Annotated in this window: 25 protein-coding genes and 1 pseudogene; 6 read left to right on the plus strand and 20 right to left on the minus strand. The window is 69.6% G+C overall.

The features are described 5' to 3' along the window. Positions 1-73: 73 nt before the first annotated feature. Positions 74-544, minus strand: coding sequence for a hypothetical protein (locus ACZ5UM_RS13870; protein WP_464844890.1), 471 nt, complete (start codon positions 542-544; stop codon positions 74-76). Between the two features lie 204 nt (positions 545-748). Here ACZ5UM_RS13870 and ACZ5UM_RS13875 point away from each other — a divergent pair. Then, a pseudogene (locus ACZ5UM_RS13875) lies at positions 749-1,249 on the plus strand (histidine phosphatase family protein); the annotation flags it as partial. A gap of 16 nt (positions 1,250-1,265) precedes the next feature. On the opposite strand, the gene ACZ5UM_RS13880 reads toward ACZ5UM_RS13875, so the two are convergent. Beyond that, positions 1,266-2,312: a DMT family transporter gene (locus tag ACZ5UM_RS13880; protein ID WP_464844891.1), complete on the minus strand. Its 1,047-nt coding sequence runs from the start codon at positions 2,310-2,312 to the stop codon at positions 1,266-1,268. Between the two features lie 156 nt (positions 2,313-2,468). After that, positions 2,469-2,921 carry an Hsp20/alpha crystallin family protein gene (locus tag ACZ5UM_RS13885; RefSeq protein WP_464844892.1) on the minus strand — a complete coding sequence of 151 codons (453 nt, stop codon included), beginning with the start codon at positions 2,919-2,921 and terminating at the stop codon, positions 2,469-2,471. Between the two features lie 194 nt (positions 2,922-3,115). Here ACZ5UM_RS13885 and ACZ5UM_RS13890 point away from each other — a divergent pair, with 194 nt between their 5' ends. Further along, positions 3,116-3,613: a DinB family protein gene (locus ACZ5UM_RS13890; protein ID WP_464844893.1), complete on the plus strand. Its 498-nt coding sequence runs from the start codon at positions 3,116-3,118 to the stop codon at positions 3,611-3,613. 179 nt (positions 3,614-3,792) lie between these two features. On the opposite strand, the gene mutS is transcribed toward ACZ5UM_RS13890, so the two are convergent. From mutS to miaB, 3 genes are all read right to left on the minus strand, one after another. Further along, positions 3,793-6,396, minus strand: coding sequence for a DNA mismatch repair protein MutS (gene mutS, locus ACZ5UM_RS13895; protein WP_464848386.1), 2,604 nt, complete (start codon positions 6,394-6,396; stop codon positions 3,793-3,795). 166 nt (positions 6,397-6,562) lie between these two features. Further along, positions 6,563-6,964, minus strand: a complete 402-nt coding sequence (locus ACZ5UM_RS13900) for a YlbF/YmcA family competence regulator (RefSeq protein WP_464844894.1) — start codon at positions 6,962-6,964, stop codon at positions 6,563-6,565. Between the two features lie 23 nt (positions 6,965-6,987). Then, positions 6,988-8,391, minus strand: a complete 1,404-nt coding sequence (miaB, locus tag ACZ5UM_RS13905; protein WP_464848388.1) for a tRNA (N6-isopentenyl adenosine(37)-C2)-methylthiotransferase MiaB — start codon at positions 8,389-8,391, stop codon at positions 6,988-6,990. 370 nt (positions 8,392-8,761) lie between these two features. Between miaB and msrA the strand changes: the two genes are divergently transcribed. Beyond that, the gene (gene msrA, locus ACZ5UM_RS13910) at positions 8,762-9,712 is read left to right on the plus strand and encodes a peptide-methionine (S)-S-oxide reductase MsrA (RefSeq protein WP_464844895.1); all 951 of its coding nucleotides are present in this window, start codon (positions 8,762-8,764) and stop codon (positions 9,710-9,712) included. Between the two features lie 49 nt (positions 9,713-9,761). Beyond that, positions 9,762-10,673 carry an NAD(P)/FAD-dependent oxidoreductase gene (locus ACZ5UM_RS13915; RefSeq protein WP_464844896.1) on the plus strand — a complete coding sequence of 304 codons (912 nt, stop codon included), beginning with the start codon at positions 9,762-9,764 and terminating at the stop codon, positions 10,671-10,673. A 24-nt stretch (positions 10,674-10,697) separates the two neighbouring features. Here ACZ5UM_RS13915 and ACZ5UM_RS13920 read toward each other — a convergent pair whose 3' ends face one another. The 4 genes from ACZ5UM_RS13920 to ACZ5UM_RS13935 all read right to left on the minus strand — a co-directional run bounded on the left by ACZ5UM_RS13920 (position 10,698) and on the right by ACZ5UM_RS13935 (position 12,762). Next, on the minus strand, positions 10,698-11,210 hold the full coding sequence (locus tag ACZ5UM_RS13920; RefSeq protein WP_464844897.1) for a DUF402 domain-containing protein: 513 nt from the start codon (positions 11,208-11,210) through the stop codon (positions 10,698-10,700). A 33-nt stretch (positions 11,211-11,243) separates the two neighbouring features. Further along, entirely contained in the window at positions 11,244-11,834 is a 591-nt protein-coding gene (locus ACZ5UM_RS13925; protein ID WP_464844898.1) for a hypothetical protein, read from the minus strand. Positions 11,835-12,134: 300 nt separating this feature from the next. Beyond that, entirely contained in the window at positions 12,135-12,401 is a 267-nt protein-coding gene (locus tag ACZ5UM_RS13930) for an RNA recognition motif domain-containing protein (RefSeq protein ID WP_464844899.1), read from the minus strand. 172 nt (positions 12,402-12,573) lie between these two features. Beyond that, entirely contained in the window at positions 12,574-12,762 is a 189-nt protein-coding gene (locus ACZ5UM_RS13935; protein ID WP_464844900.1) for a hypothetical protein, read from the minus strand. 109 nt (positions 12,763-12,871) lie between these two features. Here ACZ5UM_RS13935 and ACZ5UM_RS13940 point away from each other — a divergent pair, with 109 nt between their 5' ends. Continuing rightward, complete coding sequence (locus ACZ5UM_RS13940) at positions 12,872-13,297, plus strand: hypothetical protein (RefSeq protein WP_464844901.1); 426 nt, start codon at positions 12,872-12,874, stop codon at positions 13,295-13,297. Here ACZ5UM_RS13940 and ACZ5UM_RS13945 read toward each other — a convergent pair. The 4 genes from ACZ5UM_RS13945 to ACZ5UM_RS13960 form a co-directional block, all read right to left on the minus strand. Then, complete coding sequence (locus tag ACZ5UM_RS13945) at positions 13,284-14,186, minus strand: LysR family transcriptional regulator (protein WP_464844902.1); 903 nt, start codon at positions 14,184-14,186, stop codon at positions 13,284-13,286. The genes ACZ5UM_RS13940 and ACZ5UM_RS13945 overlap by 14 nt on opposite strands. A gap of 103 nt (positions 14,187-14,289) precedes the next feature. Continuing rightward, positions 14,290-15,654, minus strand: coding sequence for a DUF4129 domain-containing protein (locus ACZ5UM_RS13950; RefSeq protein WP_464844903.1), 1,365 nt, complete (start codon positions 15,652-15,654; stop codon positions 14,290-14,292). A 4-nt stretch (positions 15,655-15,658) separates the two neighbouring features. Then, the gene (locus ACZ5UM_RS13955) at positions 15,659-16,882 is read right to left on the minus strand and encodes a DUF58 domain-containing protein (RefSeq protein WP_464844904.1); all 1,224 of its coding nucleotides are present in this window, start codon (positions 16,880-16,882) and stop codon (positions 15,659-15,661) included. Next, complete coding sequence (locus ACZ5UM_RS13960; protein ID WP_464844905.1) at positions 16,883-17,842, minus strand: AAA family ATPase; 960 nt, start codon at positions 17,840-17,842, stop codon at positions 16,883-16,885. A 167-nt stretch (positions 17,843-18,009) separates the two neighbouring features. On the opposite strand from ACZ5UM_RS13960, the gene ACZ5UM_RS13965 reads away from it, so the two are divergent. Beyond that, complete coding sequence (locus ACZ5UM_RS13965; protein ID WP_464844906.1) at positions 18,010-18,219, plus strand: hypothetical protein; 210 nt, start codon at positions 18,010-18,012, stop codon at positions 18,217-18,219. 78 nt (positions 18,220-18,297) lie between these two features. On the opposite strand, the gene ACZ5UM_RS13970 is transcribed toward ACZ5UM_RS13965, so the two are convergent. The 6 genes from ACZ5UM_RS13970 to ACZ5UM_RS13995 all read right to left on the minus strand — a co-directional run bounded on the left by ACZ5UM_RS13970 (position 18,298) and on the right by ACZ5UM_RS13995 (position 23,295). After that, positions 18,298-18,567 (minus strand): translation initiation factor 2, encoded by a 270-nt coding sequence (locus tag ACZ5UM_RS13970; RefSeq protein WP_464844907.1) that lies wholly within the window; start codon positions 18,565-18,567, stop codon positions 18,298-18,300. Positions 18,568-18,623: 56 nt separating this feature from the next. Continuing rightward, entirely contained in the window at positions 18,624-19,499 is an 876-nt protein-coding gene (locus tag ACZ5UM_RS13975; RefSeq protein WP_464844908.1) for a PHP domain-containing protein, read from the minus strand. After that, a complete protein-coding gene (locus ACZ5UM_RS13980; RefSeq protein ID WP_464844909.1) occupies positions 19,500-20,975 on the minus strand; it encodes a leucyl aminopeptidase in 1,476 nt (491 codons plus the stop codon). It lies immediately after the preceding gene. Positions 20,976-21,015: 40 nt separating this feature from the next. Then, positions 21,016-21,990: a dipeptidase gene (locus ACZ5UM_RS13985; RefSeq protein WP_464844910.1), complete on the minus strand. Its 975-nt coding sequence runs from the start codon at positions 21,988-21,990 to the stop codon at positions 21,016-21,018. Positions 21,991-22,162: 172 nt separating this feature from the next. After that, a complete protein-coding gene (locus ACZ5UM_RS13990) occupies positions 22,163-22,423 on the minus strand; it encodes a stage V sporulation protein S (RefSeq protein WP_043713843.1) in 261 nt (86 codons plus the stop codon). Between the two features lie 50 nt (positions 22,424-22,473). Further along, positions 22,474-23,295, minus strand: a complete 822-nt coding sequence (locus ACZ5UM_RS13995; protein WP_464844911.1) for a TIGR00282 family metallophosphoesterase — start codon at positions 23,293-23,295, stop codon at positions 22,474-22,476. Positions 23,296-23,489: the final 194 nt, after the last annotated feature.

The raw sequence follows: 23,489 nt of genomic DNA on the forward strand, positions 1-23,489 counted from the left end.
CCGACCTCAGGCCCGTCAGGACGCGCTGACAGTGCGGCGGCGCCCTCCAGGCCGGAGGCGCCGCCCGTCAGGATCACGACTTCCTGGGCTGCTTGGGCTTGCCGTACAGCTTCTCCATCTCCGCCTCAATCTCTTCCTGCAGCTGCATGACCTTCTTCTGCCGGCTCAGGATCGCCTTCTGCCGGAAGCCGCCGGCCGCCGCCATCTGATACATGGCGAGCGACTCCTTCGCGGCGGTGAGCGACATCTCATGCAGCCGCTGGGCCTTGGGCGGGACCTTCAGCTTGTTCATGTCCGCAATCAAGGCCTCGTAGGTGGAGATGATCTCCCGCAGCGGTTTGCGCAGGAGAACCGGATTCACGTTGGGGTTCTGGCCGAGCGCCTGCGCCTGCTCAGCCTTCTCCTGGAGCTTGTGCTTGTCATAGAGCCGCTTCATGTCGATGGCGTATTTGCGGATCTTGAACCAGGGTGTTTGCCAGAGAATCAAGAAGGCCAGACCGAGAGCAGCCAGTACGATGAGAAGCCATTGCCACCAGGTAAACACAGCGATTGTTCACTCCTCCAGGGAATCTCCCCTCCGTCACATTGTGGCATGTCTCCTATGCAGAGGCAAGCCTTTCCGTTGACGGATTTCGTCAGGCGAGGGGCACTTCGCGGAGAGGCCCCGGAAGAGATGCCGGGCAGGTTCGGCGCCGGGTCCGGAGGCCGGCGGTGGCTTCGCGCAGGATGACGGACTGCGGACGGCGAAATGCCAGAGCATGACGGATTCCGGGTACGCAGAGGAGGATGGGCTGTGGGCGCGTTCATCCTGGTTCGGCACGGCAGCGCCAGCTACGACCTGGCGGAGGCGCGCAGGCTGCGGGGCGGCATGCGGGACTGGGTTCCGCTCTCGCCCCGGGGCGTGGAAGAGGCCGAGGCGGCGGCTGCCCGGCTGAAGGGCACCTCCGCCCGCCTGATCCTCTCCTCGCCGATGACGCGGGCGCTGCAGACGGCGGCCATCCTCAGCCGGAGGCTCGACCTGCCGCTGGCGGTGGAGTTTGACCTGCACGAGTGGCTGCCGGACCTCACCCAGACCTACGACTCCAGCAAAGTCGTGGCCGACGCGGCGGAGGAGATGGCCCGCTGCGGCGGCGAGTGGCCGGAGGGAGCGTCGCGCAGCTGGGAGCCGCTTTCGCAGGTGCGCCGACGGGTGCTGGACGTGCTCAGGCGGAACGCCCAACCCGACGGCGTCATCGTCGTCTGCCACGGCACCGTCATCGCCGCGCTCACGGGGCGCTCCCTGGGGTGCGGCGAGCAGACTCTGTACGCGCTGCCACCGGCCGCACAGCCGTTGCCGCACCAGCCGCCTCGGCAGGCGCCGCCGCCGGACCCGGCTCCGCCGCATGTACAGCCGGCTGTGCAGAGTGAGCCGCCGGCGCATCCTCCGCGGGCTGGGCGTTGAGCATCACGGCGCTGCCCAGGACCAGCGCGATCCCGACGATCTGGGGGACCTCCAGCGGCTCGTGCAGGAACAAGAACCCCACTACGGCCGCCACCACCGGCTCCACGGTGGAGATGATGCTGGCGTGGCTCGCCTCCACCGACCGCAGCCCGGTCAGGTAGAGCGTGTACGCCCCCACGGTCGTGACCAGCACCAGGTACGCCAGCGAGGGAACCACTTCCGGGGTGCGGGCCAGAGCCTGGACCGCGTCACGCCCGAACAGCAGCGCCAGGGGCACCGCCCCGGCCACGAGGGAGTAAGCCTGCACCGTCCACGGGTTGTACCGCTTCAGGGCGTGCTTGCCGAAGATCGAGTACATGCCGTAGGTGAACCCGGACCCGAGGCCGGTGAGCACCCCGATGAGCTGACCCCGGAAGGTCGCAGGCTCGTAGGCCCGGGCGACGAGGGCGCAGCCCGCCAGCGTCAGGACCAGCGCCAGGAGCTTGGGCCGGGTCAGCCGTTCGCCCAGGGTCAGGGCAGCAGCCAGTGTCACGAAGGCGGGCGCGCTGTACATCAGCACCGCCGCGGCCGCCACGGAGAGGTACTGGATGGTGAGGAAGTACAGCAGGTAGAAGGCGGCGACGCTGACCAGTCCGTAAGCGGCAAACAGCGGCAGGTCCCTGAGCCTGACCCGCAGCGCGCCCGGCCGGAGCGCGGCCAGCACGGCCACGATCAGCAGGGCTGCCGACGCGGCCCGCAGCGTGACGACGCTCTGCGCCGCCAGACCGCTGCCGTACAGGTCCCGGCTGACGATCCCGATGGTCCCCCACAGCGAAGCCGCGCCGAAGATACACAGGTAGCCCAGGGCCCTCCGCCCGCGCACTCGCTCCATGCCGCCGTCGTTCCCCCCGGTCTGACAGGTCCCCGCCCGTCCGGACAGGGCCCTCCTCCTTTTCCCCTTTACTGGTGTGACGCCGGAAAAGGCCTGGCAGGTGCGGGGAAATGGTCCTACACATAAAAAGATTGGGGCTGGACCCAGCCCCGGATGTCAGTGCAGCGGCGTGATGTTGAGCCGGCGCCCATCCGGCCCGGCGTCGGGATTGCGCTTCGGCGCGCGCACCTCCAACAGGCCGTGCCGGAACGTGGCCGTGGCCTGCTCGCTGTCCACCGGAACGGGGAACCCGATCGTGCGGATGAAGGCGCCGTAGAACCGCTCCGACCGGTACGTGCCCCGCTGCCGGTCGACCTCCTCGGCCTTCCGTTCGCCCCGGATGGTGACGCCCTGGTCGGTGATGCGCACGTCCACGTCCTGGGGGTCGATGCCTGCCAGCTCGCAGCGCACCAGGATGTCGTCCCCCTGCTCGACCACCTCCACCGGAAAGGCGGTCATCGCGCCGCCGAAGGGCACTCCCGTCCCGAAGAAGGGGTCGGTGAAAAGGCGCTCCAGCGGCGTGCGCACCCGCTCCAGCTCGCGCAAGGGATGCCACGGAATCAGGTCCACGTTCTCTCCTCCTCGTCCGCTTCGCTCAGGCGCTGCCGTGGCCGGCGCAGCGCCTGTCCGGAAGTCAGTATCTCCCGCGCTCCGGCCCGCCATGCCGCCCGCTGCGGCCCCGGCGCGACGCCGCGGACCGGAGTGCCGGAGGATTCTGACCTGTGCCCTCGAATATCGACTTGAAAAAGAAGGAGGTAGAACCGATGATCCCTGAAGCGCGCGCCTGTTCCGAGCAGCTTGCGTTCGGTCTCCGGATCCTGAAAGGGGCCATCCGGGACCTCACCCCGGAGCAGCTGGCCTTCGTGCCCCCCGGCCTGGCCAACAGCATCGCCACCCTGGTACTGCACGTCGCGGCGACCGAGCTGGTGGTGGTCGAGCAGTTTACCGGCCGCCCGGTTTCGGAGGAGCTGCGCCGGGCCGTCCTGCTGGACCGGTATACGCCCGCTCCCGGCGCGCCGATCCCGCCCGCGGATCCGGGCGAGACCGCCGAATCGCTCACGGGCAAGCTGGAACGGGCCAGGGCGGAGCTTCAGGCGCTGCTGGAGCAGCTCACCCCGGCCGACCTGGAGCGCACCTTCCCCTTCCGTCCCGGGGGACGGCCCCAGCCGCTCACCTTCTTCCTGCACCTCCTGCCGTTCCACCTGGCCTCCCATTACGGGCATATCGCGATCATCAAGCGGTTTTTCCAGCAGGGAGGCTAGGCAGCGGGCCGGCGGCGCAGCGCGTTCCGCGTGACACCGGTGCTCCAGATCCTCACCCTGACCCGTGAGATCCTGTGCGCCCGGCGCGCCCGTGCGGCGTAGAAGCAGATGCAGCGCCGGGGTCCGCCTGCCCGGGCAGGAGCACCGCCCCCCGGAACGCACCGGGGGGCGGCTGCGCGTCAGCGGTTCTCTTTCGCCTTGGCCTGCAGCTGGTACAGCGTGTTCAGCGCCTCGATCGGCGTGAGCGCCAGCACGTTGAGCGCCAGGAGTTCCTCCACGACCGGGTCCTTCTTCGGCTCGAAGAAGGTGAGCTGCACCGCGGGCTGCCGCCGGAGCCGCTGCGCCGCGGCCTCCCGGCGCGACTTGCGCTCGCCCTCCTGCTCCTCGAGCGTGGCGAGGATCTCCCGCGCCCGCTCCACCACAGAGGCCGGCAAGCCCGCCAGGCGGCCCACCTGAATGCCGTAAGAGCGATCGGCCCCGCCCCGGACCAGCTTGCGGAGGAAGATGATCTCCTCCCCCTTCTCCATCACCGCGACCGAGTAGTTCTTGACGCCGGAGAGGAGCCCCTCCAGCTCGCAGAGCTCGTGGTAGTGGGTGGCGAACAGCGTCCGGCAGCCGATGGCCTGGTGGATGTGCTCGGTGATCGCCCAGGCGATGGAGAGGCCGTCGAAGGTGGCCGTCCCCCGGCCGACCTCATCCAGCACCACCAGCGACCGCTCGGTCGCGCTGTGGAGAATATTGGCCACCTCCGTCATCTCCACCATGAAGGTGGACCGGCCGGTGGCCAGGTCGTCGGAGGCGCCGACCCGGGTGAAGACCCGGTCGACCAGGCCGATGCGCGCCGAGTCCGCGGGCACGAAGGAGCCCGCCTGCGCCAGGATCACCGCCAGGGCGGCCTGCCGCATCACCGTGGACTTGCCGCCCATGTTCGGCCCGGTGATCAGCAGGATCCGGTTCTCGCCGGTGTCCACCATGAGGTCGTTGGGCACGAACGCCCCTTCCTCCATCACCCTTTCCAGCACCGGGTGGCGGGAGCCCTTCAGCTCCAGCACGGTGGAGTGGTCCACCAGCGGCCGGCAGTAGCCGTAAAGCGACGCCACCTCCGCGAAGGAGGCCAGGACGTCCAGTTCGGCCACCGCCCGGGCGGAACGCTGGATGCGGGTCACCTCGGCAGCCACCCGCTCCCGGATCTCCACGAACAGCTCGTACTCCAGGCCCATCACCCGCTCGGCCGCATGGAGCACCTTCTCCTCCAGCTCTTTCAGCTCCGGCGTGATGAACCGCTCCTCGTTGGCGAGGGTCTGCTTGCGGATGTAGTCGGGCGGCACCAGGGGCAGGTTGGGCTTCGTGACCGACAGGTAGTAGCCGAAGACCTTGTTGTAGCCGATCTTCAGCGACTTGATCCCCGTGCGCTCCCGCTCCCGGGCCTCCACCTGGGCGATCCACGCCTTGCCGTCCCGGGCGATGCGCCGCAGCTCGTCCACCTCGGGGTGGTAGCCGTCCTTCAGGATGCCGCCTTCCGTCAGCGCGGCCGGCGGCTCGTCGGCGATGGCGTGCTCGATCAGGTCCCGCACGTCGTCCAGCATGTCCAGCTGGTCCCGCAGCTCCACCAGCCGGGGCGACGTGACCTCCTCCAGGGCCACCCGGATCGACGGCAGCGCTACCAGCGACGCCTTCAGCGCCACCAGGTCCCGGGCGTTGGCCGTCCCTACGGCCACGCGGCCGGCGAGCCGCTCCAGGTCGTGCACCTCCTGCAGCAGAGCCCTGAGGTCCGCCCGCATGACGGGCCGCTCCAGGAGCTCGCCCACCGCTTCGTGGCGCGCCCGGATCTGGCCCAGGTCCAGCAGCGGCCGCTCCAGCCAGCTCTTCAGCAGGCGGGCGCCCATGGCCGTCACGGTGCGGTCCACCACCCAGAGCAGGGTGCCCCGCCGTCCCCCGTCCCTGAGCGACCGGGTCAGCTCCAGGTTCCGGCGCGTGGCGGGGTCCAGCACCATGTAGTCGCCGGGGTAGTACACGGCGAGGCCGCTCACGTGGCCCAGGCTCGACTTGTGCATCTCCTCCAGGTAGGCCAGCGCCGCGCCGGCCGCGGAGGTGGCCAGCTCCAGGTGCTCGCAGCCGAAGCCGCTGAGGTTGGCCGTGCCGAAGTGCTGGGTGAGCCGCCGGTAAGCGGCGGCGTGCTGGAAGTGGCGCCCCTCGAACACCGAGATGGCAATGCCCGCGGCCTTCAGCGGGCCGGTGACCGAGGGCTCCGCCGCCAGCCCCGGCTCCATGATGACCTCCCGGGGCTCCAGCCGGCCGATCTCCTCCAGCAGGAGCCGGAGGCTGTCCGCCCCGTTCAGCTGCGCGGCGGCGAACTCGCCGGTGGAGAGGTCGACGACGGCGAGCCCGAACCCCGCCCGGGACCACGAGATGGCCGCCAGGAAGTTGTTGGCCTTCTCCGGCAAGAGGCGCGGCTCCACCAGGGTGCCGGGGGTCACCACGCGGGTGACGTCCCGCTTCACGAGCCCCTTGGCCTTCTTCGGGTCCTCCAGCTGGTCGCAGATGGCGACCTTGTAGCCCTTCTCGATCAGGCGGGCAATGTAGCCCTCCGCCGCGTGGTAGGGGATGCCGGCCATGGGCACCCGCCCCAGCTCCTTGCCGGCGTCCCGCCCGGTGAGCACAAGCTCCAGCTCCCGGGCCACGAGTTCCGCGTCGTCCAGGAAGGTCTCGTAAAAGTCGCCCAGCCGGTAGAACAGGATGCAGTCCGGGTACTGCTCCTTGACCTGCAGGTACTGGGCGAACATCGGTGTTGCCTTGGCTGGGTCCACTTGCCGCAAGTCCTCCTCAATCCGCGCGGCTTGTCCCGCTCGGCCCGCGCGGTCCTTCCGGCTGTTGTTCGGCACCTGACGGCGCGGTTCCTTCATCGAAATCCGGAGGGGGGCGGCCGCCCCCCTCCGGATACCTCATCCCTTATCCCCCGCAGCCGCAGCCGCCTGAGCCACAGCCGCCCCGCGCCTTCGGCGCCGTCTCCCCGGTGATCGGGTAGGTGATCACCGCGTTCAGCTTCTCCATGAAGGCGTCCAGGGCCACCCGGGCGTTCCAGTAGGCCTGGATGGCCGGGTGCGCGTTGAACCGCTCCTCGACGGCCAGAAACCGCTCCACCAGCGCCTGCTGCTCCGCGGGCGGGCGGCCGCGGGAAAGCTTCACGGCGCGCTTGGCGGCCTCGTACTCCCGAATCAGCGCCACCGCCTCGGGATCGGCCAGCACCGCGTCCTCGGTCCGCCGGTACTCCTGCAGCTCCGGCGTCTCCGCGATGGCCTCGGCCAGCTCCCGGGCGAGCATCCACACATCGCGGCGTGTCGCAACCGACACGGCATCTCCCCCCATCGTGCTGACTAGGCCAGAGAAACCGGACTCTCGACCAGCTCGCCCTCCAGCGTCCAGGTGCCGGCGCGGGTGATGCGCACGGGCACGATCTGCCCGCGCAGCGACTCGTCGCCGGGGAAGGTGACCAGGATGTTCCCCCGGGTGCGCCCGAAGACCACGTCGGGCTTGCCCTTGTCCAGCCCCTCCACCAGGATGTCGTACACCTTGCCGACCCGGGCCTCGTTCCGGGCCCGGGCGACGCGGTTCTGCACCTCCATCAGCCGCTGCAGCCGCTCCTTCTTCTCGGGCACGCTGAGCCGGTCCTCCATCTCCGCGGCCGGGGTGCCGGCCCGCTCGGAGTACATGAACATGAAGGCGGCGTCGAACTGGACCTCCTCCACCAGGCTCAGCGTCTCCCGAAACTCCTCCTCGGTCTCGCCGGGGAAGCCGACGATGATGTCCGTGGTGATCACGGCGTCGGGGATCAGCTCCCGGATCCAGCCCACCAGGCGGAGGTACTGCTTCCGGTTGTAGGAACGCTTCATGCGCCGGAGCACGCTGTCGGCGCCCGACTGCACCGGCAGGTGGAACCACTCGCACACCTTCTCGGCGCGGGCGATCTGCTCCACCATCTTCCGGGTGAAATCCTTGGGGTGGTTGGTGGTGAAGCGGATGCGCTCGATGCCGGGGCTGTTCCGGTCGATGAGCTCGATCAGGTCGCCGAAGTCGAAGGCCCCCTCGCCGTGGCGGCCGTAGAGGTCCTTGCCGTAGGCGTTCACGTTCTGACCCAGCAGCGTGATCTCCTTGAACCCCTGCCGGCCCAGCTCCTGCACCTCGGCCAGGATGACCTCGTAGGGCCGGCTGCGCTCCTTGCCGCGGGTGGTGGGGACGATGCAGTACGTGCAGTGCTTGTCGCAGCCGTACATGATCGTGACCCAGGCCTTCAGGTCGCCCTCCCGGGCCGCCGGCAGGATGTCCGGGAAGTCGTCGCCCATGGACTCCCACACGTCCACCACGGTCTCCCGCTCGCTGCGGGCCCGCTCCACCAGCTCGGGCAGCCGGTGGATGTTGTGGGTGCCGAAGATCAGGTCCAGGTAGGGGAAGATGCGCTTCATGCGCTCCACCTGTCCCTCCACCTGGGGCACGCAGCCGCACACCCCGATGATCAGGTCGGGGTTGGTGTACTTCAGCGGCTTGAGCTGGCCGATGCGGCCGAAGGCGTGCTCCACCGCCGACTCCCGCACGGCGCAGGTGTTGAAGAGGAGCAGGTCGGCGTCCTCGGGTCCCCGGGCCTTCACGTAGCCCATCTGGGCGAGGATGCCGTACATGATCTCGCTGTCGTGCTCGTTCATCTGGCAGCCGAAGGTCTCGATGTGCACCCGGGGCTCCGGCTTGCCGTGGATGCGCCGGCCGGCCTCGGGGTCGATCTCCATCCGGGCCACGCCGCCCGGCTCCAGGTGGTCGAAGCCGCCGGGCGTGAGGTCGTCGCCTGCGCCGGGCGCGGCCATCGGCAGCTCCTCCAGCGTGCCTTCCTTCATCATCTGTTCCACGCGGTCGAGAATAGCGTTAAGGTCTTCTGCCCTATGGTCCTTGAGCGTCATGTATGGATCCCCCTTTGGGGCAGTGATCTACGGAATGTGCATCTAGTGTAGTGTACCACAAGTCGGCGGCTGCCCAAAAGGGAATCCGCCGCGGGGCCCCGGCCGGCGAATCCGTGCGGGCCGCCCGTACCTTTGGGCAGACTGACCTGCAGTACCGCACAGACCGCAGGCTTCGTCCAGAAGAGCAGGGAGGGATGTCGACGTGGGTCTTGAACTGGCCACCTTCGCCGGCGGCTGTTTCTGGTGCATGGTCAGCCCCTTCGAGGAGCAGCCCGGCATCCACAAGGTGGTCTCTGGATACACCGGGGGCCACAAGGAGAACCCCACCTACGAGGAAGTCTGCGCCGGCACCACCGGCCACTTCGAGGCGGTGCAGATCACCTTCGACCCGGAGGTGTTCCCGTACCAGCGGCTGCTCGACCTCTTCTGGCGGCAGATCGACCCCACCGATCCAGGGGGGCAGTTCCACGACAGGGGGCCGCAGTACCGCACGGCGATCTTCTACCACAACGAGGAGCAGCGCCGCCTGGCGGAGAAGTCCAAGGCGGACCTGGAGGCCAGCGGGCGGTTTGACAAGCCCATCGCCACGCTGATCCTCCCCGCCGGCCCCTTCTACCCCGCCGAGGAGTACCACCAGGACTTCCACCGCAAGAACCCGACCCACTACCAGCGCTACCGCGCCGCCTCGGGCCGGGACGACTTCATCCGCCGCCACTGGCGGGACCCGAAGCGGGACGCGGAACTGCGACAGCGGCTCACGCCCATCCAGTACGAGGTGACGCAGCTGGGCGCCACGGAGCGGCCCTTCACCGGCGAGTACGGGAACCACTTCGAGGAGGGCATCTACGTCGACGTGGTGTCCGGCGAGCCGCTCTTCAGCTCCAGGGACAAGTTCGACGCCGGCTGCGGCTGGCCCAGCTTCACCCGGCCGCTGGTGCCGGAGAACATCGTGGAGCGGCTGGACCTCAGCCACGGCATGGTCCGCACCGAGGTGCGCAGCCGGGGCGCCGACTCCCACCTGGGCCACGTGTTCCCCGACGGCCCGACGCCGACGGGGCTCCGGTACTGCATCAACTCCGCGGCCCTGCGGTTCATCCCGAAGGAGGACCTCGAGAAGGAAGGGTACGGCGAGTTCCGGAAGCTCTTTGACTAACGCACAGAAACCGGCGCCCAAGTGGGCGCCGGGAGGGGGTGTGCCGAGGATGGCAGGCGATCGCCGCTGGGACGTGGTCATCGTCGGAGCCGGGATGGCGGGGCTGGCGACGGCGATCTGGGCCCGACGCCTGGGGCTGGAGCCGCTGGTGCTGGAGCGGGAGCACCGGGCCGGCGGCCAGCTCAACCAGATCGGCGGGCGGATCTTCGACTACCCCGGCCTCGACCTGCCCAGCGGGCAGGCCCTGACGGAACGGCTGCTCCGCCAGGCGGCGGAAGCCGGCGCGGCGGTGCGGCTGGGGCTGCCGGTCACCGCCGTGTCGGCGGCGACGCGCACCTGTACCACCTCCGAGGGACCGGTGGAGGGCCGCGCCCTGGTCATCGCGACCGGCCTCAGGGCCCGCCGGCTCGAGGTGGAGGGCGAGCAGGAGCTCTACGCGGGCGGATGGGTCCGCCGCCCGTCGCATGACCTCCCCTGGTTCCGCGGGCGGCGCGTGGCCGTGATCGGCGGCGGCGACCGGGCGGTCGAGAATGCCGGCCTCCTCCTGCCCGTCGCCCGCCGGGTCCATCTCCTGAGCCGGAGTCCGCTCAGGGCCCGCCCGGACCTGTCGGCCCCCGTGCTGGCCAGCGAGAAGGTGGCCCACCACGAGGGGGCCAGAGTCGCCCGCTTCCTGCCCCGGCGCGAGGCCGTCACGCTGGAGGTCGTTCAGGGGGAGCGGCGGTGGGAGCTGGAGGTCGACGCCGTCTGCATCTACATCGGCAACCAGCCCAACAGCCAGCTGGTGGCGGGACAGGTGGAGCTGGACCCCCAGGGCTACATCGTCACCGATCGGTACGGCCAGACCTCGGTCCCGGGCGTCTTCGCGGCGGGCGACGTCTGCACCCCGCCCGCCTACCAGAGCCTGGTCATGGCCGGCGGCCAGGCGATGGCGGTGGCCAAGCGCATCGCCCTCAGCCTGTGACCGGCCCCGCTCGGACCAGGCCCGCTACCGGGACAGCTGCGCCCGCAGGCGGAGAGCCGCTCTGTCGAAGGGGAAGCTCCGCTCCTCAACCATCCGGATCAGCTCCGCCAGCGCGGTCGTGGCCAGCTCCACGATCTCAGCGGGGTACTCCCACTCCCGGCGGTGCGCCTCGAACTCGTCTTCATCCTCCACCCGCCAGGAGAGGTCCGCCGTCACCAGCAGGTCGAGGTCCAGATCGACGCTGGAGAGCACACCGTCCTGGAGCGTGGCGGGCGTGTTCACATTGCAGTAGTAGTGCCGGAAGGAGCCGTCGCCGTTCCAGCCGGCACTAATCGTGTATGGCCGGGCGGTGAAGTGAAACTCGATGGACTCGTTGGGCACGGGCCAGTCCACCCACCCCCGCCCGGGATGGGTGAGGGGCCGGCCGTACGGGCCGTGGACGATGATGACGTCCGGCCGCTCTTCGATGAGGTGCACGGGATAGCTGTAGTGCTTCCTGCCGCCGTACTTGTACTGCTGAACCAGCAAGGCGCGCATGGTTGATCTCCTTTCTCCGCCGCATCAGGCTGCTCAGTCGTCATCCCGGAACTCGCCCTGCAGGGTAAGCGGCAGCCCCAAGTACGTGTAGCGAACGGTGAGCCGGCCCATGGGGCTCTTCCCGCTCTCCCGGAAGGAATAGCGGGCGATCAGCCCGTAGTGGTCGGGGGTGCCGAACGTTCTGGATTCCGGCGTGACCTCCATCCGGTACCGGTGCCCGGGCGGAATGACGAAATCGCCGATGGGGACCAGGATAATGCCGTCGTCGGTCGGGTTGTCCGACAGGCTCCCGGCCACCAGCCGGCCGTGGGGGCTGATGCCGCCCATCACCCACACGGGGATCGCCGGCTGGTCCGGGTACAGGTCGAACCGGACCTCCCGGATCCGCACGGCAAAGCGTCCATCGTTGAGCAGCTGCCACGCCGCGGTCGTCCACTCGCCGGCCTCTCCCGTCCGGGCTACCGGCGAGAAGCCGAAACGCAGCGGAGGGTGCAGGTACACGCTGAAGACCAGGCTCCCCGCCGCCAGCGCGACCAGCGCGGCGGCGACCCCCAGCACCGTGAGCACCCTCCGGGTAGAGCGCCTGGGTTCCGCTTTCTGCGGCGACACCGTTTCCACCGACATTTGGGCCCCCTCCATCGTCACCTGTGCATCCTGACCGCGCATTTCTCCCACCATTCCGACAACCAATCGCCATTCTACCGCGGCGGCGCAGCCCGATCAACAGCCGCCGAAAGGACCCGCCACGGCTGTGAACCGCCGAGTACGGATCATCCGAGACGAACAGCCGCAACCGACAGCTGACTTGCGTCGCTGTTCTGACAACCGCCATTCTATCCCTTGACGAACGCCCTGGCAAGGGGACCCAAAACAGATGAAAGCGCCCGGTGCTCATGCACCGGGCGCCCTTCTCTGCTCCGCTGTCTAGCGGCGATTGCCGCGCTCCGGACGAGGCTGGGCCTCGTTCACGGTGAGCGCACGGCCAGCCCACTCGGCGCCGTTCAGGGCGTCGATGACGGCCTGGGCCTGGTCGGCCGGGACCTCAACGAAACCGAAGCCGCGGCTGCGGCCGGTCTCCCGGTCGGTCGCGATGCGGGCGCCGAGCACCTCTGCATGCTGCGACACGGCGTTGTGAAGGTCCTCCGGCGTGACGGCCCACGGAAGGTTGCCGAAGTACAGGGTCTTCGTCATTCGCATTCTCTCTCCCATCGTCTCAGGATTTTTGGATTCGCGTTCGGGAGGGAGACGCGAGGAATTCGCCCGTAGTTCGGCAAACCAGCGCACCGCTCACCAAGCCGCTAACCAATGACAGGGTACGCCTTTTCGGCGGAAAATGCAACCCCTGTTTTACATTTGTTTTGCCTCAGCGGTGCGGATCGCCCCAGCGGCCTGCCCGACTTGGCCTTCCCGGGCTTCCCGCACCGGGCTCCAGCTCGGATCCGACCTCGTAGCTGGACTTGGCTTCTGCGTCGCGCCAGCCGCCCCTCCGTTGGGCGAGAATCCGCCGCAACCCCTGCCCCGCTTTTAGCTTGCCGATCTTGTTGCCCGGCATATGCACACCTCCTCCTGCCGTAGTCTTCCCTGCGCGGCGCGACATAACACCGCCGCCGGCGGCGAAGACTACATGACGCGATCTTCGCGCGACAGGAGGTCTGACAGACGTGCACTTGACGCTCAGGGCCCGCGGGGCGGTCACCGGCGTACCCCTTTTCGAGCTTTCCGTGGACGGCGACGGAAACTGGCACTACCGGAGCCGGGCCGTGGCAGGTGCGCACGGCCGGCTCTCCGAGCCCGACCGTGCGCAGCTGAAGGCTCGCTATGCGCAGGTCAACTGGGACGCCGAAGTGCTGAACGGTCCCACCGGCCGCGACGCCCACACCCTGTTCGAGCTGGAGGTCACCGACCCGAACGGCAGGACCCGCCTCTACCAGTTCGACGACGGGCTTCACCACCGGTCCTGGCAGTTCCGCGACCTGATCCACTTCCTCCGGCACAACGTCGCCACAGGGGGCAACCCCGTGGGCGCCGGTTTCCCCATCCCCGGCCGGGCGGCGGACCCGGAGGCCCCCCCGATCACTCCGGGATGATGACGCCGTAGCGCTCCTCCAGCAGCGCCAGGAAGGCCCTCACGGCGTCGCTGCGCCGTTCGCCCCGCCGCAGGATGAGCGACGTCGTGCGGCTGGAACGGGGCAGTCCCGGCACGTTCAGCCGCACCAGCTGGCCGGAGATCAGCTCCCGCTGCACGGCCGAGACCGGTTCCAGGGCAATGCCGAAGCCCAGGGCCACCATGGTCTTGATGGCCTCGTGGTTGTCGAACTCCATCACGACCTTGGGCTGGATGCCCATCTCCTCCAGCACCTGGTCCGTGGTCATCCGGAACCGCGCCCCCCGCACGTAGCCGATGAACGGCAGCTGCGCCAGCTCGGCGTCGCTGATCACCGGCGGCAGGTCCGCGGCAAAGCTCGGCCCGGCCACCACCACCAGCGGATCCTCAAACAGCGGCACCACGTCGATGCGCTCGTGCACCTGCGGCGTGGTCACCAGGCCCACGTCCACCTCGCCGTGCAGCAGCATCTGCACCGTCTCGCGGTTGTTGCCGGTCTTGACGTTGATCTTCACCCGCGGGTGCTGCCGCACATAGGCTGCCAGCAGGTCCGGCAGGGTGAACAGACCGATGGTATGCACGCACCCCACCGTCACACTCCCGCTGCCCGGCGAGCGGTACTCCTGCACCGCCGCCTCGCACTGGGCCACCAGGTGGATGACCTGACGGGCATAGTCGTAGACCAGCTCGCCCACGGGGGTCAGGTGCACCCGCTTTCCCTGGCGGGTGAACAGCTGCACCTGCAGGTAGTCTTCCAGGGCGCCCACCTGCTTCGTCACGGAAGGCTGCGTCAGGTTCAACATCTGCGCGGCGCGGGTGAACGACCCTTCCTCCACCACGCGGCAGAACGTGCACAGGTGCTGAAGCAGCATGTAACTCCCCCTCCCGGTCGGCTCTCGCTGCCCGGGGCAGTCCGATTCACACGAAGAATGGGAAGGCCGCGGTAGCCTTCCCATTCATTATAGGTTAAGGGGCCTACAGAGAGAAGTCTTCACCGCATTTTGCCTTCATGAGCGCCGCGGCTGCGTCGACGGCCTCCGCCTCCGGCGGGCCGGACCCGTAGCGCTCCTGGTTGTACACGGCCGTCACGGCGGCCACGGCCTCTGCGGCGTGCGGCTGCGCGGCCGAAAGGGCCGACCTGTACGCGTTCGGGGTCTCTGACGGCCGGCGCGGGCGCCCTTTCGCCGCTCCCCACCGCTGCAGCCGCCGGTACAGGTCGCGGGCGCTTCCGGCCGGCACCGGCTCCTCGCCTGCCGCCTGCCCCTCCCCCTTCGTGCCCCGCCGGGCCTGCAGCAGCGACCGCAGATCCTGCCAGAGGGATGCCCAGAACCCCAGGCTGGTCCGTTCCTCGTCCACCTCCGCCGTGCGCCGGCGCACGCCACTGGCACGCCACAGCCACAGGGCCAGCACAGCCAGCACCAGAAGGATCAGCCCGGCCCGCAGCAGGGGTTCCAGGTCCAGGCCGGGGCCTGAGGGCGCGGGCAGATCCGGCCGCCCCAGCTCCAGCTCCTCCCCACCGCCCTGCTGACCCGGCTCCACCCGTGCGGCCAGGCCTCGCAAGACCTGGAACAGCGGCTCCACCAGCCGCGCGATCGCCATGGCGACGGCGGCCACCGCCTCGGCAAACAGAAGGTACGCCGGCGCCAGCGCCCGGCCGACCCCGCGCAGGGCCGCGGCCACCCGGTCGACGGTCAGGACCGAGGAAGCGGCCACCGTGCCCGCGACCAGGGCGAGCACGAACCCGGTCACGGCGGGCGAGACGGGCTCGGCGACCTGTTCGTCCGCGTCGGCATCGCCCAGCAGGGCCCGCTCCCGCGTGAGGATGAGGAGCGACAGGCCGGCCCCGAAGAGGAGCACCACGGCCCACGCCAGCATCAGCTGCACCGGGCCCGACCCGCCCTCCCCCAGCACGAGCAGCAGGATGATGCCGACCAACTGCGCGCCGAAGGGAACCCAGGCGCGCCCGAAGAGGCGGCCGTACTCCAGCCCTTCCAGCGCAGAACGGGCGCCCGCGTACCACAGGTAGGCGCCGGGCGGCACGAAGGCCAGCGCCGGGTTCGGCCGCAGCAGCCCGGACTGCAGCGGGGCGGGCAGAACGGCGTAGGCCAGCAGGTAGGCGAGGAACGTGCCGGCCAGCAGGGCGCCGATCCGGGACAGGCGCGACTCGGCGCGGCTGCCCGAAGTCCACAGGGCGGCGACGAGGAAGACAGCCAGCGGCAGCCAGGCGCCGGGCACCGCCTCCAGCCACGCCTCGCCGCCATCTGCGGCGTAGAGGAGCAGCATCCAGGGCAGCACCGCCGCCATCTCGACCAGGCCGGCGAGAAGCCAGCGGAGCCACATCCCCCTACTGGGCCAGAACCGCACCGTGCAGCCCCTCCTCTCCGCCTGTGCGGTAAACCCGCACGCCCGGCAGGTCCGGCAGGTCCACCGGGTCAGCGCCGGTGAGCACCAGCGTCACCGGCCGCCCGGAGCGATGGGCGCGCAGAATGGCACCGCCCAGGTCGGCGCCCACCTGCCGGGTGATGACCACCAGCGACGTGCCGTAGGGCAGGGCAGGCACTTCTGCCGCCATCAGTTCCCAGAGCGGCTGCGGCGAACCCGTCTGCAGCCGCGCCAGCCCCTCCAGGGCCTGCACCAGGACGGCATCGCCCCGGGCAGGCGGCAGGCGGAGGCTGAAGCCCCACTCGTAGACCAGGCCGTTGGCGTAGAGGCCGACCGGAAGGCCGTGCTCGTGGGCCCAGTTCACGACGGAGGCGGCCAGCGTCACCCCCGCTTCCAGCGCGTCCGCGTCGTCGCCCTCCCAGAAGTGGGTGTACGACCACGTGTTCAGGAAGACGGCGAGGCCCAGGCTGGCCGAGGGGTCCAGCAGCTTCACCTGGAGCTCTCCGGCCGCGGCGGTGGCCTTCCAGTGGACCTGGTTGAGCGGGTCCCCCGGCCGGTACTCCCGCACCCCGGCGAACCGGAGCGGATCCGCGAAGAGCCGGTCGCGGGAGGCCAGGTCACCGAAGGGCCGCCGGGCCGGCAGCCCGACCTCCTCCAGCGGCAGCACCCGCGGGTAGACCAGGAGCAGGTCCGACGGGCCGACCTCCATGCGCTGCTCCGCCCAGCCGAACGGGTCCCCGGTGCTGACCACCGCCGGACCCAGACGGTAGGCGCCGCGCCGCACGGCCCGGAGCGTGAAGCGGCGCTCCACCCGCTGGTATCCGCCCAGGCTGAAGCGCAGCCGCAGCCGCTCCCGGCTCCGGCTCTGAAAATGCAGGCGGCGGGCTTCCACCTGCAGGGCCACGGGGACCGATTCGTCCACGACGACGTAGGTGAGGGGCAGCACCTTCCGGTTGGTCACGGCGGTCACCAGTGTGACCGCCTCGCCGGCAAAGCAGCGCGTCTCCGCGAAGCGGCGCTCGTAGGTCAGCCGGCTAAGCCCGAACCGGCTCCAGAGGGCCACCACTCCCAGCACCAGGGCAACCAGGCACGCGGCGAGGAGCAGCACGGCGCTCTGCAGCTTCAGCGCCGCCAGCAGCAGGGCGGCCGCCGCCAGCCAGCGGAGCTCTGACCCGCCGGGACGCACCTACACCGCCCCCTTCGGCAGGGGTTCCGCGGGCACGGGGGTGGCGGCCAGGATGGCGTCGAGCGCCTCTTGCGCGCCCCGCCCCCGCAGCCGGAGCCGGGTCGAGGCCACCAGCCGGTGGGCCAGCACCGGCCGGGCCAGGTGCTGCACGTCATCGGGCAGGACGTAGTCCCGCCCGCGCACCGCCGCCAGGGCCTGCGCTGCGCGCAGGAGCGCCAGGGTACCCCGGGGGCTCACCCCCAGTTCGATCCCCTCCGCGCTGCGGGTGGCGCGCGCCAGGTCCACGATGTACTGCTGCACCGGCCGCGCCACGTGCACCTGCGGCACGGCCTGCTGCAGCGCGAGGATCTCCTCCGCGCCGGCCACGGGCGCCAGCTCCTGGAAGGGGTCGCCGCTCCGGAACCGGTCCAGCATCGCCATCTCCTCGTCCGCCGTCGGGTACCCGGCCGGCAGCCTGAGGAGGAAGCGGTCCAGCTGCGCCTCGGGCAGGGGGAACGTGCCCTCCTGCTCCACCGGGTTCTGCGTCGCCAGGACCAGGAAGGGGCGCGCCAGCGGCCGGGTCACGCCCTCCACCGTCACCTGCCGCTCCTCCATGCACTCCAGCAGGGCAGACTGGGTGCGGGGGGTCGCCCGGTTGATCTCGTCGGCGAGCAGCACCTGGGCGAACACCGGGCCCGGGCGGAACTCGAACTCGCCGGTCTTCTGGTTGAAGTAGGAGAGGCCAGTCACGTCGGAAGGCAGCAGGTCCGGGGTGAACTGAATGCGCCGGAACGACAGATCCAGCGACCGCGCCAGCGATTTCGCCAGCAGCGTCTTGCCCGTTCCCGGCACGTCCTCGATGAGCACGTGCCCGCCGGCCGCCAGGGCCACCAGCACCAGTTCGATGACCTCGCCCTTGCCTACCAGCACCTTCTCCATGTTGGCGCGGATGCGTGCCGCCACCTGTGCCATCTGCTCCATCTCGCTGCCTCCTGACCGTAGCCGTTCCTGTGCTTATTCCAAAGGACGTGACGGCAGCATGAACCGTTCAGGGAAAGTGAAGACTAACACCGCAAGCTGGTTTCACCTGGAACCTTCACTTGATGCACGGGGCTTGGTACAATGACCTCAGAAGGAGCGAACAGGAGGTGGAGCTGGTGACCGTGAAGCGCAAGCAGTCCCGGAACGGCGGCTCCGTCCTGAGCCTGAAGGAAGTCGTTCCTCACGGCTGGCGGGATGAACCCCCGGCCTTCGTCGGCGATCCCTTCTTTGACTGGGAATCCCGCCCCGAACCCCCTCGTCCCGACAGGCAGATTCGCTTCGGCGTTGTGAAGCAAACGAAACGTCGAAAGACATAAAGGGCGGCGCCCCCGGGATGGCCCCGGGGGCGCCCTGCTGTGTCTGCCGGCCGCAGCAGACGGGCATGGACCGTTCCTCTAGCCGGAGGAGGCGTCGGTCCGCCGGCGCAGCGATTCCTCCAGGCGCACGATGCGGATGTTCCGCTCCAGCACCGCCCGGGCGAACCGGGCGCTCTTCCGCTGCAGGCGGCCGTTCTCCGCCTCCAGGCGGGCGATGAGCGCCCGCCGCTCGCGCTCCTGTGCGGCCAGCAGGTTCATCAGGATCCGGCGGCTCGTGCGGAGCCCCCGCACCCGCTCCTCCAGCACGCGGATGCGCTCGCGCAAGGCCTGCACCTCGTCGTACCCCACGTTCGCCCCCCCTGGAACGGTGTGCTCCAGGGTAGTTTACCGCCTGCGGAGAGACATTATGCCAGCGACCCGCCCGTTTTCCGGTACCAGGGGGAGAGCGCCTTCAGCTGCTCCACGACCTCCAGACCGACGTTCACCGATCCCGGCACCACTGTGCGGGTGCCCTGCGGACCGTGGCTGTCGGTGCCGCCGGTCACGACCAGGCCGGCGTCGAGGCCCCAGCGCGCGTAGAACTGGCGCTGCAGCTCGCTGTGGTCGGTGTGGTACGCCTCGATGCCCATGACGCCGGCGGCGATCGCCTCCCGCACCCACCGGTCGTCGCCGATCAGCCCCGGATGCGCCAGCACCGGCACCCCGCCGGCCGCTTTCACGACGGCGATGGCCTCGGCCGGCTCCAGCTTGGGCCGGGGCACGTACGCCGGACGGCCCTGGGCGAGGAAGCGCTCGAACGCCTCGGCGATGGTGCGCACCACGCCCAGGTCCACCAGCTCCGCCGCGATGTGCGGCCGGCCGACCGACTCCCCGCCCCGGGCGAGGATGCGCTCCAGCGACACGTCCTTGTACCCCAGCTCGTGCAGCCTCGCCACCGCCGCCTCGACCCGCTTCCGCCGGCCGCCCCGCATCCGCCGGAGCAGCTCGGCCATCGCCGGTTCCTCCGGGTCGAAGTAGTAGGCCAGGATGTGCACCTCCGTCTTCCCCACCTCGGTGGAGAGCTCGACCCCGGGGACGAACTCGATCCCGGCCTCTTCCGCCGCGGCCCGGGCCTCCGCCCACCCGGCGATGGTGTCGTGGTCGGTGATGCCCACGGCGGCCAGCCCCTGGCTGGCCGCCCATTTCACCTGTTCCGCCGGGCTGAGCGTCCCGTCGGAAGCGCGGGTGTGGTTGTGCAGGTCGGCGCGCCCGGCCGGCGGCGGCATCGGAACCCGCACCATCTACCGCCGGCCCTCGGCGAAGCGGCGCGCCGCCTCGACGAAGGTGCGGGTCCCGGCACCGGTGGCGCCCTCATCCTCGTACGCGTCGCCGCTCTGCTTCCAGGCGACGGCGGCGATGTCCATGTGCACGCAGGGGGTGTCGCCCACATGCCGCATGAGGAAGAGGCCGCCCGCCACGGTGCCCGCCGCCCGGTTCTTCGTGCCGTTGATCATGTCCGCGATCGGGGACTTGATCAGCTCGTAGTACTCCTCGTCGTGGGGCAGCTTCCAGCCCCGCTCGCCGGCCGCCTCCGCCGCCTGGAAGACCTCCTCCTCCCAGGCGTCGTCGTTGGCCACCATGCCGAACCGGATCGGCCCCAGCGCGATGTTGCACGCGCCGGTGAGCGTCGAGGCCGTGATGATCTTCTGGCAGCCCTGCTTCGCCGCGTACGCCAGGCCGTCGGCGAGGATCAGGCGCCCTTCCGCATCGGTGGACCGGATCTCCACCGTCTTGCCCGACAGCCCCGCGATCACGTCGCCCGGCTTGTACGAGCCGCCGTCCGGCATATTGTCGGTGGAGGGGATGACCGCCATCACATCGGCCTTGATCTTCAGGCGGGCGATGGCCTGCATCGCGCCGATCACGGCCGCGGCGCCGCCCATGTCCATCTTCATGTTCCACATGCCTTCGGTCGGCTTGATGGAGATGCCGCCCGAATCGAAGGTGAGCCCCTTGCCCACCAGGCCCAGCCACGGCCCCTGGCCGCCGGCCCCCTTGTACCGCATCACGATGAAGCGCGGCTCCTCCCGGGAGCCCCGGTTGACCGCCAGCAGGAGGCCCAGGCCCAGTTCCTCGCAGCCCTTCCGATCGTAGATCTCCACCTCGATGCCGTTTTCCCGGCACATCTCGGCCGCCCGCTCGGCGAGCTTCGTCGCCGTCAGGTGGTTGCCCGGCGTCCAGGCCAGGGCGCGGGCGAGGTTGACGGCCTCGGCAACCGCCCGCCCGTGCTCGACGGCGGCGGCGATCTCATCGCCGCCCAGCATGTAGACCGCCTCGACCTCCGGCTTCTCCTTCTTCTCGCTCTTCCAGTCAGGCAGCCGGTACAGGCCGTGCAGCGCCCCCTCCGTCATGAAGCGGGCCGCAGCCCCGGCTTCCATGTCCACGGCGCTCGGCTGGGCGAAGGCGATCGAACGGGCGCCGCTCTCCCGGGCCTTCCGGGCCCCGATACCGGCGGCGCGCCGCAGCGACCGGTTGTTCACCTTCGCCGCCTTGCCGAGCCCCAGGAGCAGCACCTTGCGCGCCGGCATCCGGCCGCCGGTGTACAGCAGGGCGGTCTGGCCCATCTCGCCCCTGAAGTCCGCGCCCACCACCTGCGCGCACAGCCCGCCCAGGGCCTCGTTCACCTCAGCGGGGGCCGCCGTTCCCTCCGTGAGAGGCAGAATCAGCACGTCCACTGTGATCTCGGTAAGGGACTGACCGGAAACCTCGACCTTCATCTTCATGCCTCCTCCGGTGAGTGGTCTCGCGCGGGAAAGGCTACCCCAGCACCTGCCGGAACACCCGCAGGTAATTGCCGCCCAGGATCTTCGCCAGGTCCTCCTCGCCGTACCCCCTGCGCATGAGTGCCGCGGTCAGGCGGGGCAGACAGGTCACGTCCTCCAGCCCGGGCGGCGTCGACGCCCCGTCGAAGTCCGACCCCAGGCCCACGTGGTCGGCGTTGCCCAGCAGCTGGCATGCGTGGTCGATGTGGTCGGCGACCGTCTCCACCGTGGCGGTCTCCTTCCCCATGAAGCTGGCCACGAACGATACGCCGAAGACGCCGCCCCGGTCGGCCAGGGCCCGGATCTGCTCGTCGGTGAGGTTGCGAGGATGGGGATACAGCGCGTGGCAGTTGCCGTGGGTGAACAGGACCGGGTCCTCCGACAGCTCCAGCACCTGGAAGAAGCCCGCCGGTGTGATGTGCGCCAGATCGATCAGCATGCCCAGCCGGTTCATCTCGCGCACGACCTCCCGGCCAAAGCGCGTCAGGCCGCCCCCGGACTCGGGTTCGCCCACGCCCTCGGCGACCTCGTTGCGGTGGTTCCAGACGAGCCCCATCATCCGCACGCCGAGGCGGTAGTAGTTGCGGAGCAGGGCCAGCGAGCCCTGCAGCGCCTCCGCCCCCTCGATGTTGATCAGGACCGCCACCTCGCCCGCCGCGTGGGCCGCGCTCACGTCGTCGGCCCGGAGGACGAGCCGCACGCCCTCGGCCCCGGCGATCTGGGTCAGCAGCCCGTCGATGCCCTCGTGCGCCCGGCGCGGCGCCACCGGATAGTAGACCGGGTCGACCCAGACAGCCTGGACCGTGCAGGTCAGGCCGCCCTCACGGGCCCGGGGCCAGTCGATGTGCCCCTTCTCCGACCGTTGCGTCAGGGTCCGTTCGCCGGCCAGGACCATCAGAATCGAATCCGCGTGCCCGTCAACCACCGGGCAGCGGCGGTGCAGCGCTGCTGCCTCCTCCAGGTGCCCCATGTGCGTTCCCTCCTGCGCGAGTTGCCGTTAGGAGTGTTTCCATCTTCCTGGGCGAAACCCCTCCCCCCGGCGGGAAATCGCCCCGGAAGCAGTACCGCCCGGCCCTCTCGGGCCGGGCGGCTTATGTGCCTCTCACTCACTCACCCTCGGTTACGGCCTCCGGTAAATCGGCTTAGCGCGGCTCGACAATCAGCTTGATGGCGGTGCGCTCCTCGCCATCAATCTTCAGATCGGTAAACGCCGGGATGCAGATCAGATCAACGCCGCTGGGTGCCACAAACCCGCGGGCGATCGCCACCGCCTTGACCGCCTGGTTGAGCGCTCCTGCACCAATTGCCTGGATCTCGGCCGAGCCACGCTCACGCAGACAGCCCGCGAGAGCGCCCGCCACCGCGTTCGGGCTCGACTTCGCCGATACCTTTAGCACTTCCATAACCAATGTCCCCTCCACTGGTATTTGGTGGTTGATGAGTTGCTAATATCCTACCATCTTCCAAAGAGACTAGCAAGTGGTTCTGTCGCCACTTCTCTTTCCAATATCCGCTGGATGCTGGTCGCCCTGCCGGTGGACTCGTCCACGTCCACGACCACCGCCGACAGAATCGCAGGGCCCCTGGCGGCCTCCAGCCGTACGGGCCGCTGCGTCAGGAAGCGCTCCAGCACCAGCTCGCGGTCGGCGCCGATCACCGATACCCAGGGACCGCACATGCCCACGTCCGTCACGTAGGCCGTACCCCCCGGCAGAATGACCTCATCCGCGGTCTGCACGTGGGTGTGCGTACCGATGACGGCACTTACCCGACCGTCCAGGAACCAACCCAGCGCCTGCTTCTCAGACGTGGCTTCCGCATGACAGTCGACAAGGATCGCCGGCGTTGCCTGCCTGAGCCGCTCCACTTCCTCCTCCACCGCCCGGAACGGGTCCTCCAGCAGCTGGGGAGAGTACACCCTCCCCTGGACCTGCACCACGGCCAGCACGGCATCCCCGCCGCGGCGGATGATGTGCGAGCCGGCCCCGGGGGTTCCGGGCGGATAGTTCAGCGGCCGGATCAGGCGCGGCTCTTCATCGATGTACGTGGCAATCTCCCGCTTGTCGAAGGCGTGATTCCCGAGCGTGATCACGTCGACCCCCAGCGAGAACAGTTCCCGGCAGATCTGCGGGCTGATGCCCTTGCCGCCTGCGGCGTTCTCACCGTTGACGATCACCGCATCCGCGCCGGTCTCCTTCACCAGCGGGGACAGCCGCCGCGCTACCACCTCCCGCCCCACTCGCCCGTACACGTCACCAAAAAACAGAATGCGCAAAGCGCAGCGCCTCCAGTCTTTCGCCCACTTTTCCCACGGTCGCGATATGTCTATTATACCCGACCGGTCAGGTCTGGGCGTGACTGGAATCTGCATCGTGCGCTCACCAATCTATACGCATGCGGCAGCACAAAAGTTCGCAACTCCCACAAGAAAGTTATGGCGTGGCGACTCGCCGGCGCCCATCTATTGAA

It is taken from the genome of Symbiobacterium ostreiconchae (assembly GCF_055396975.1).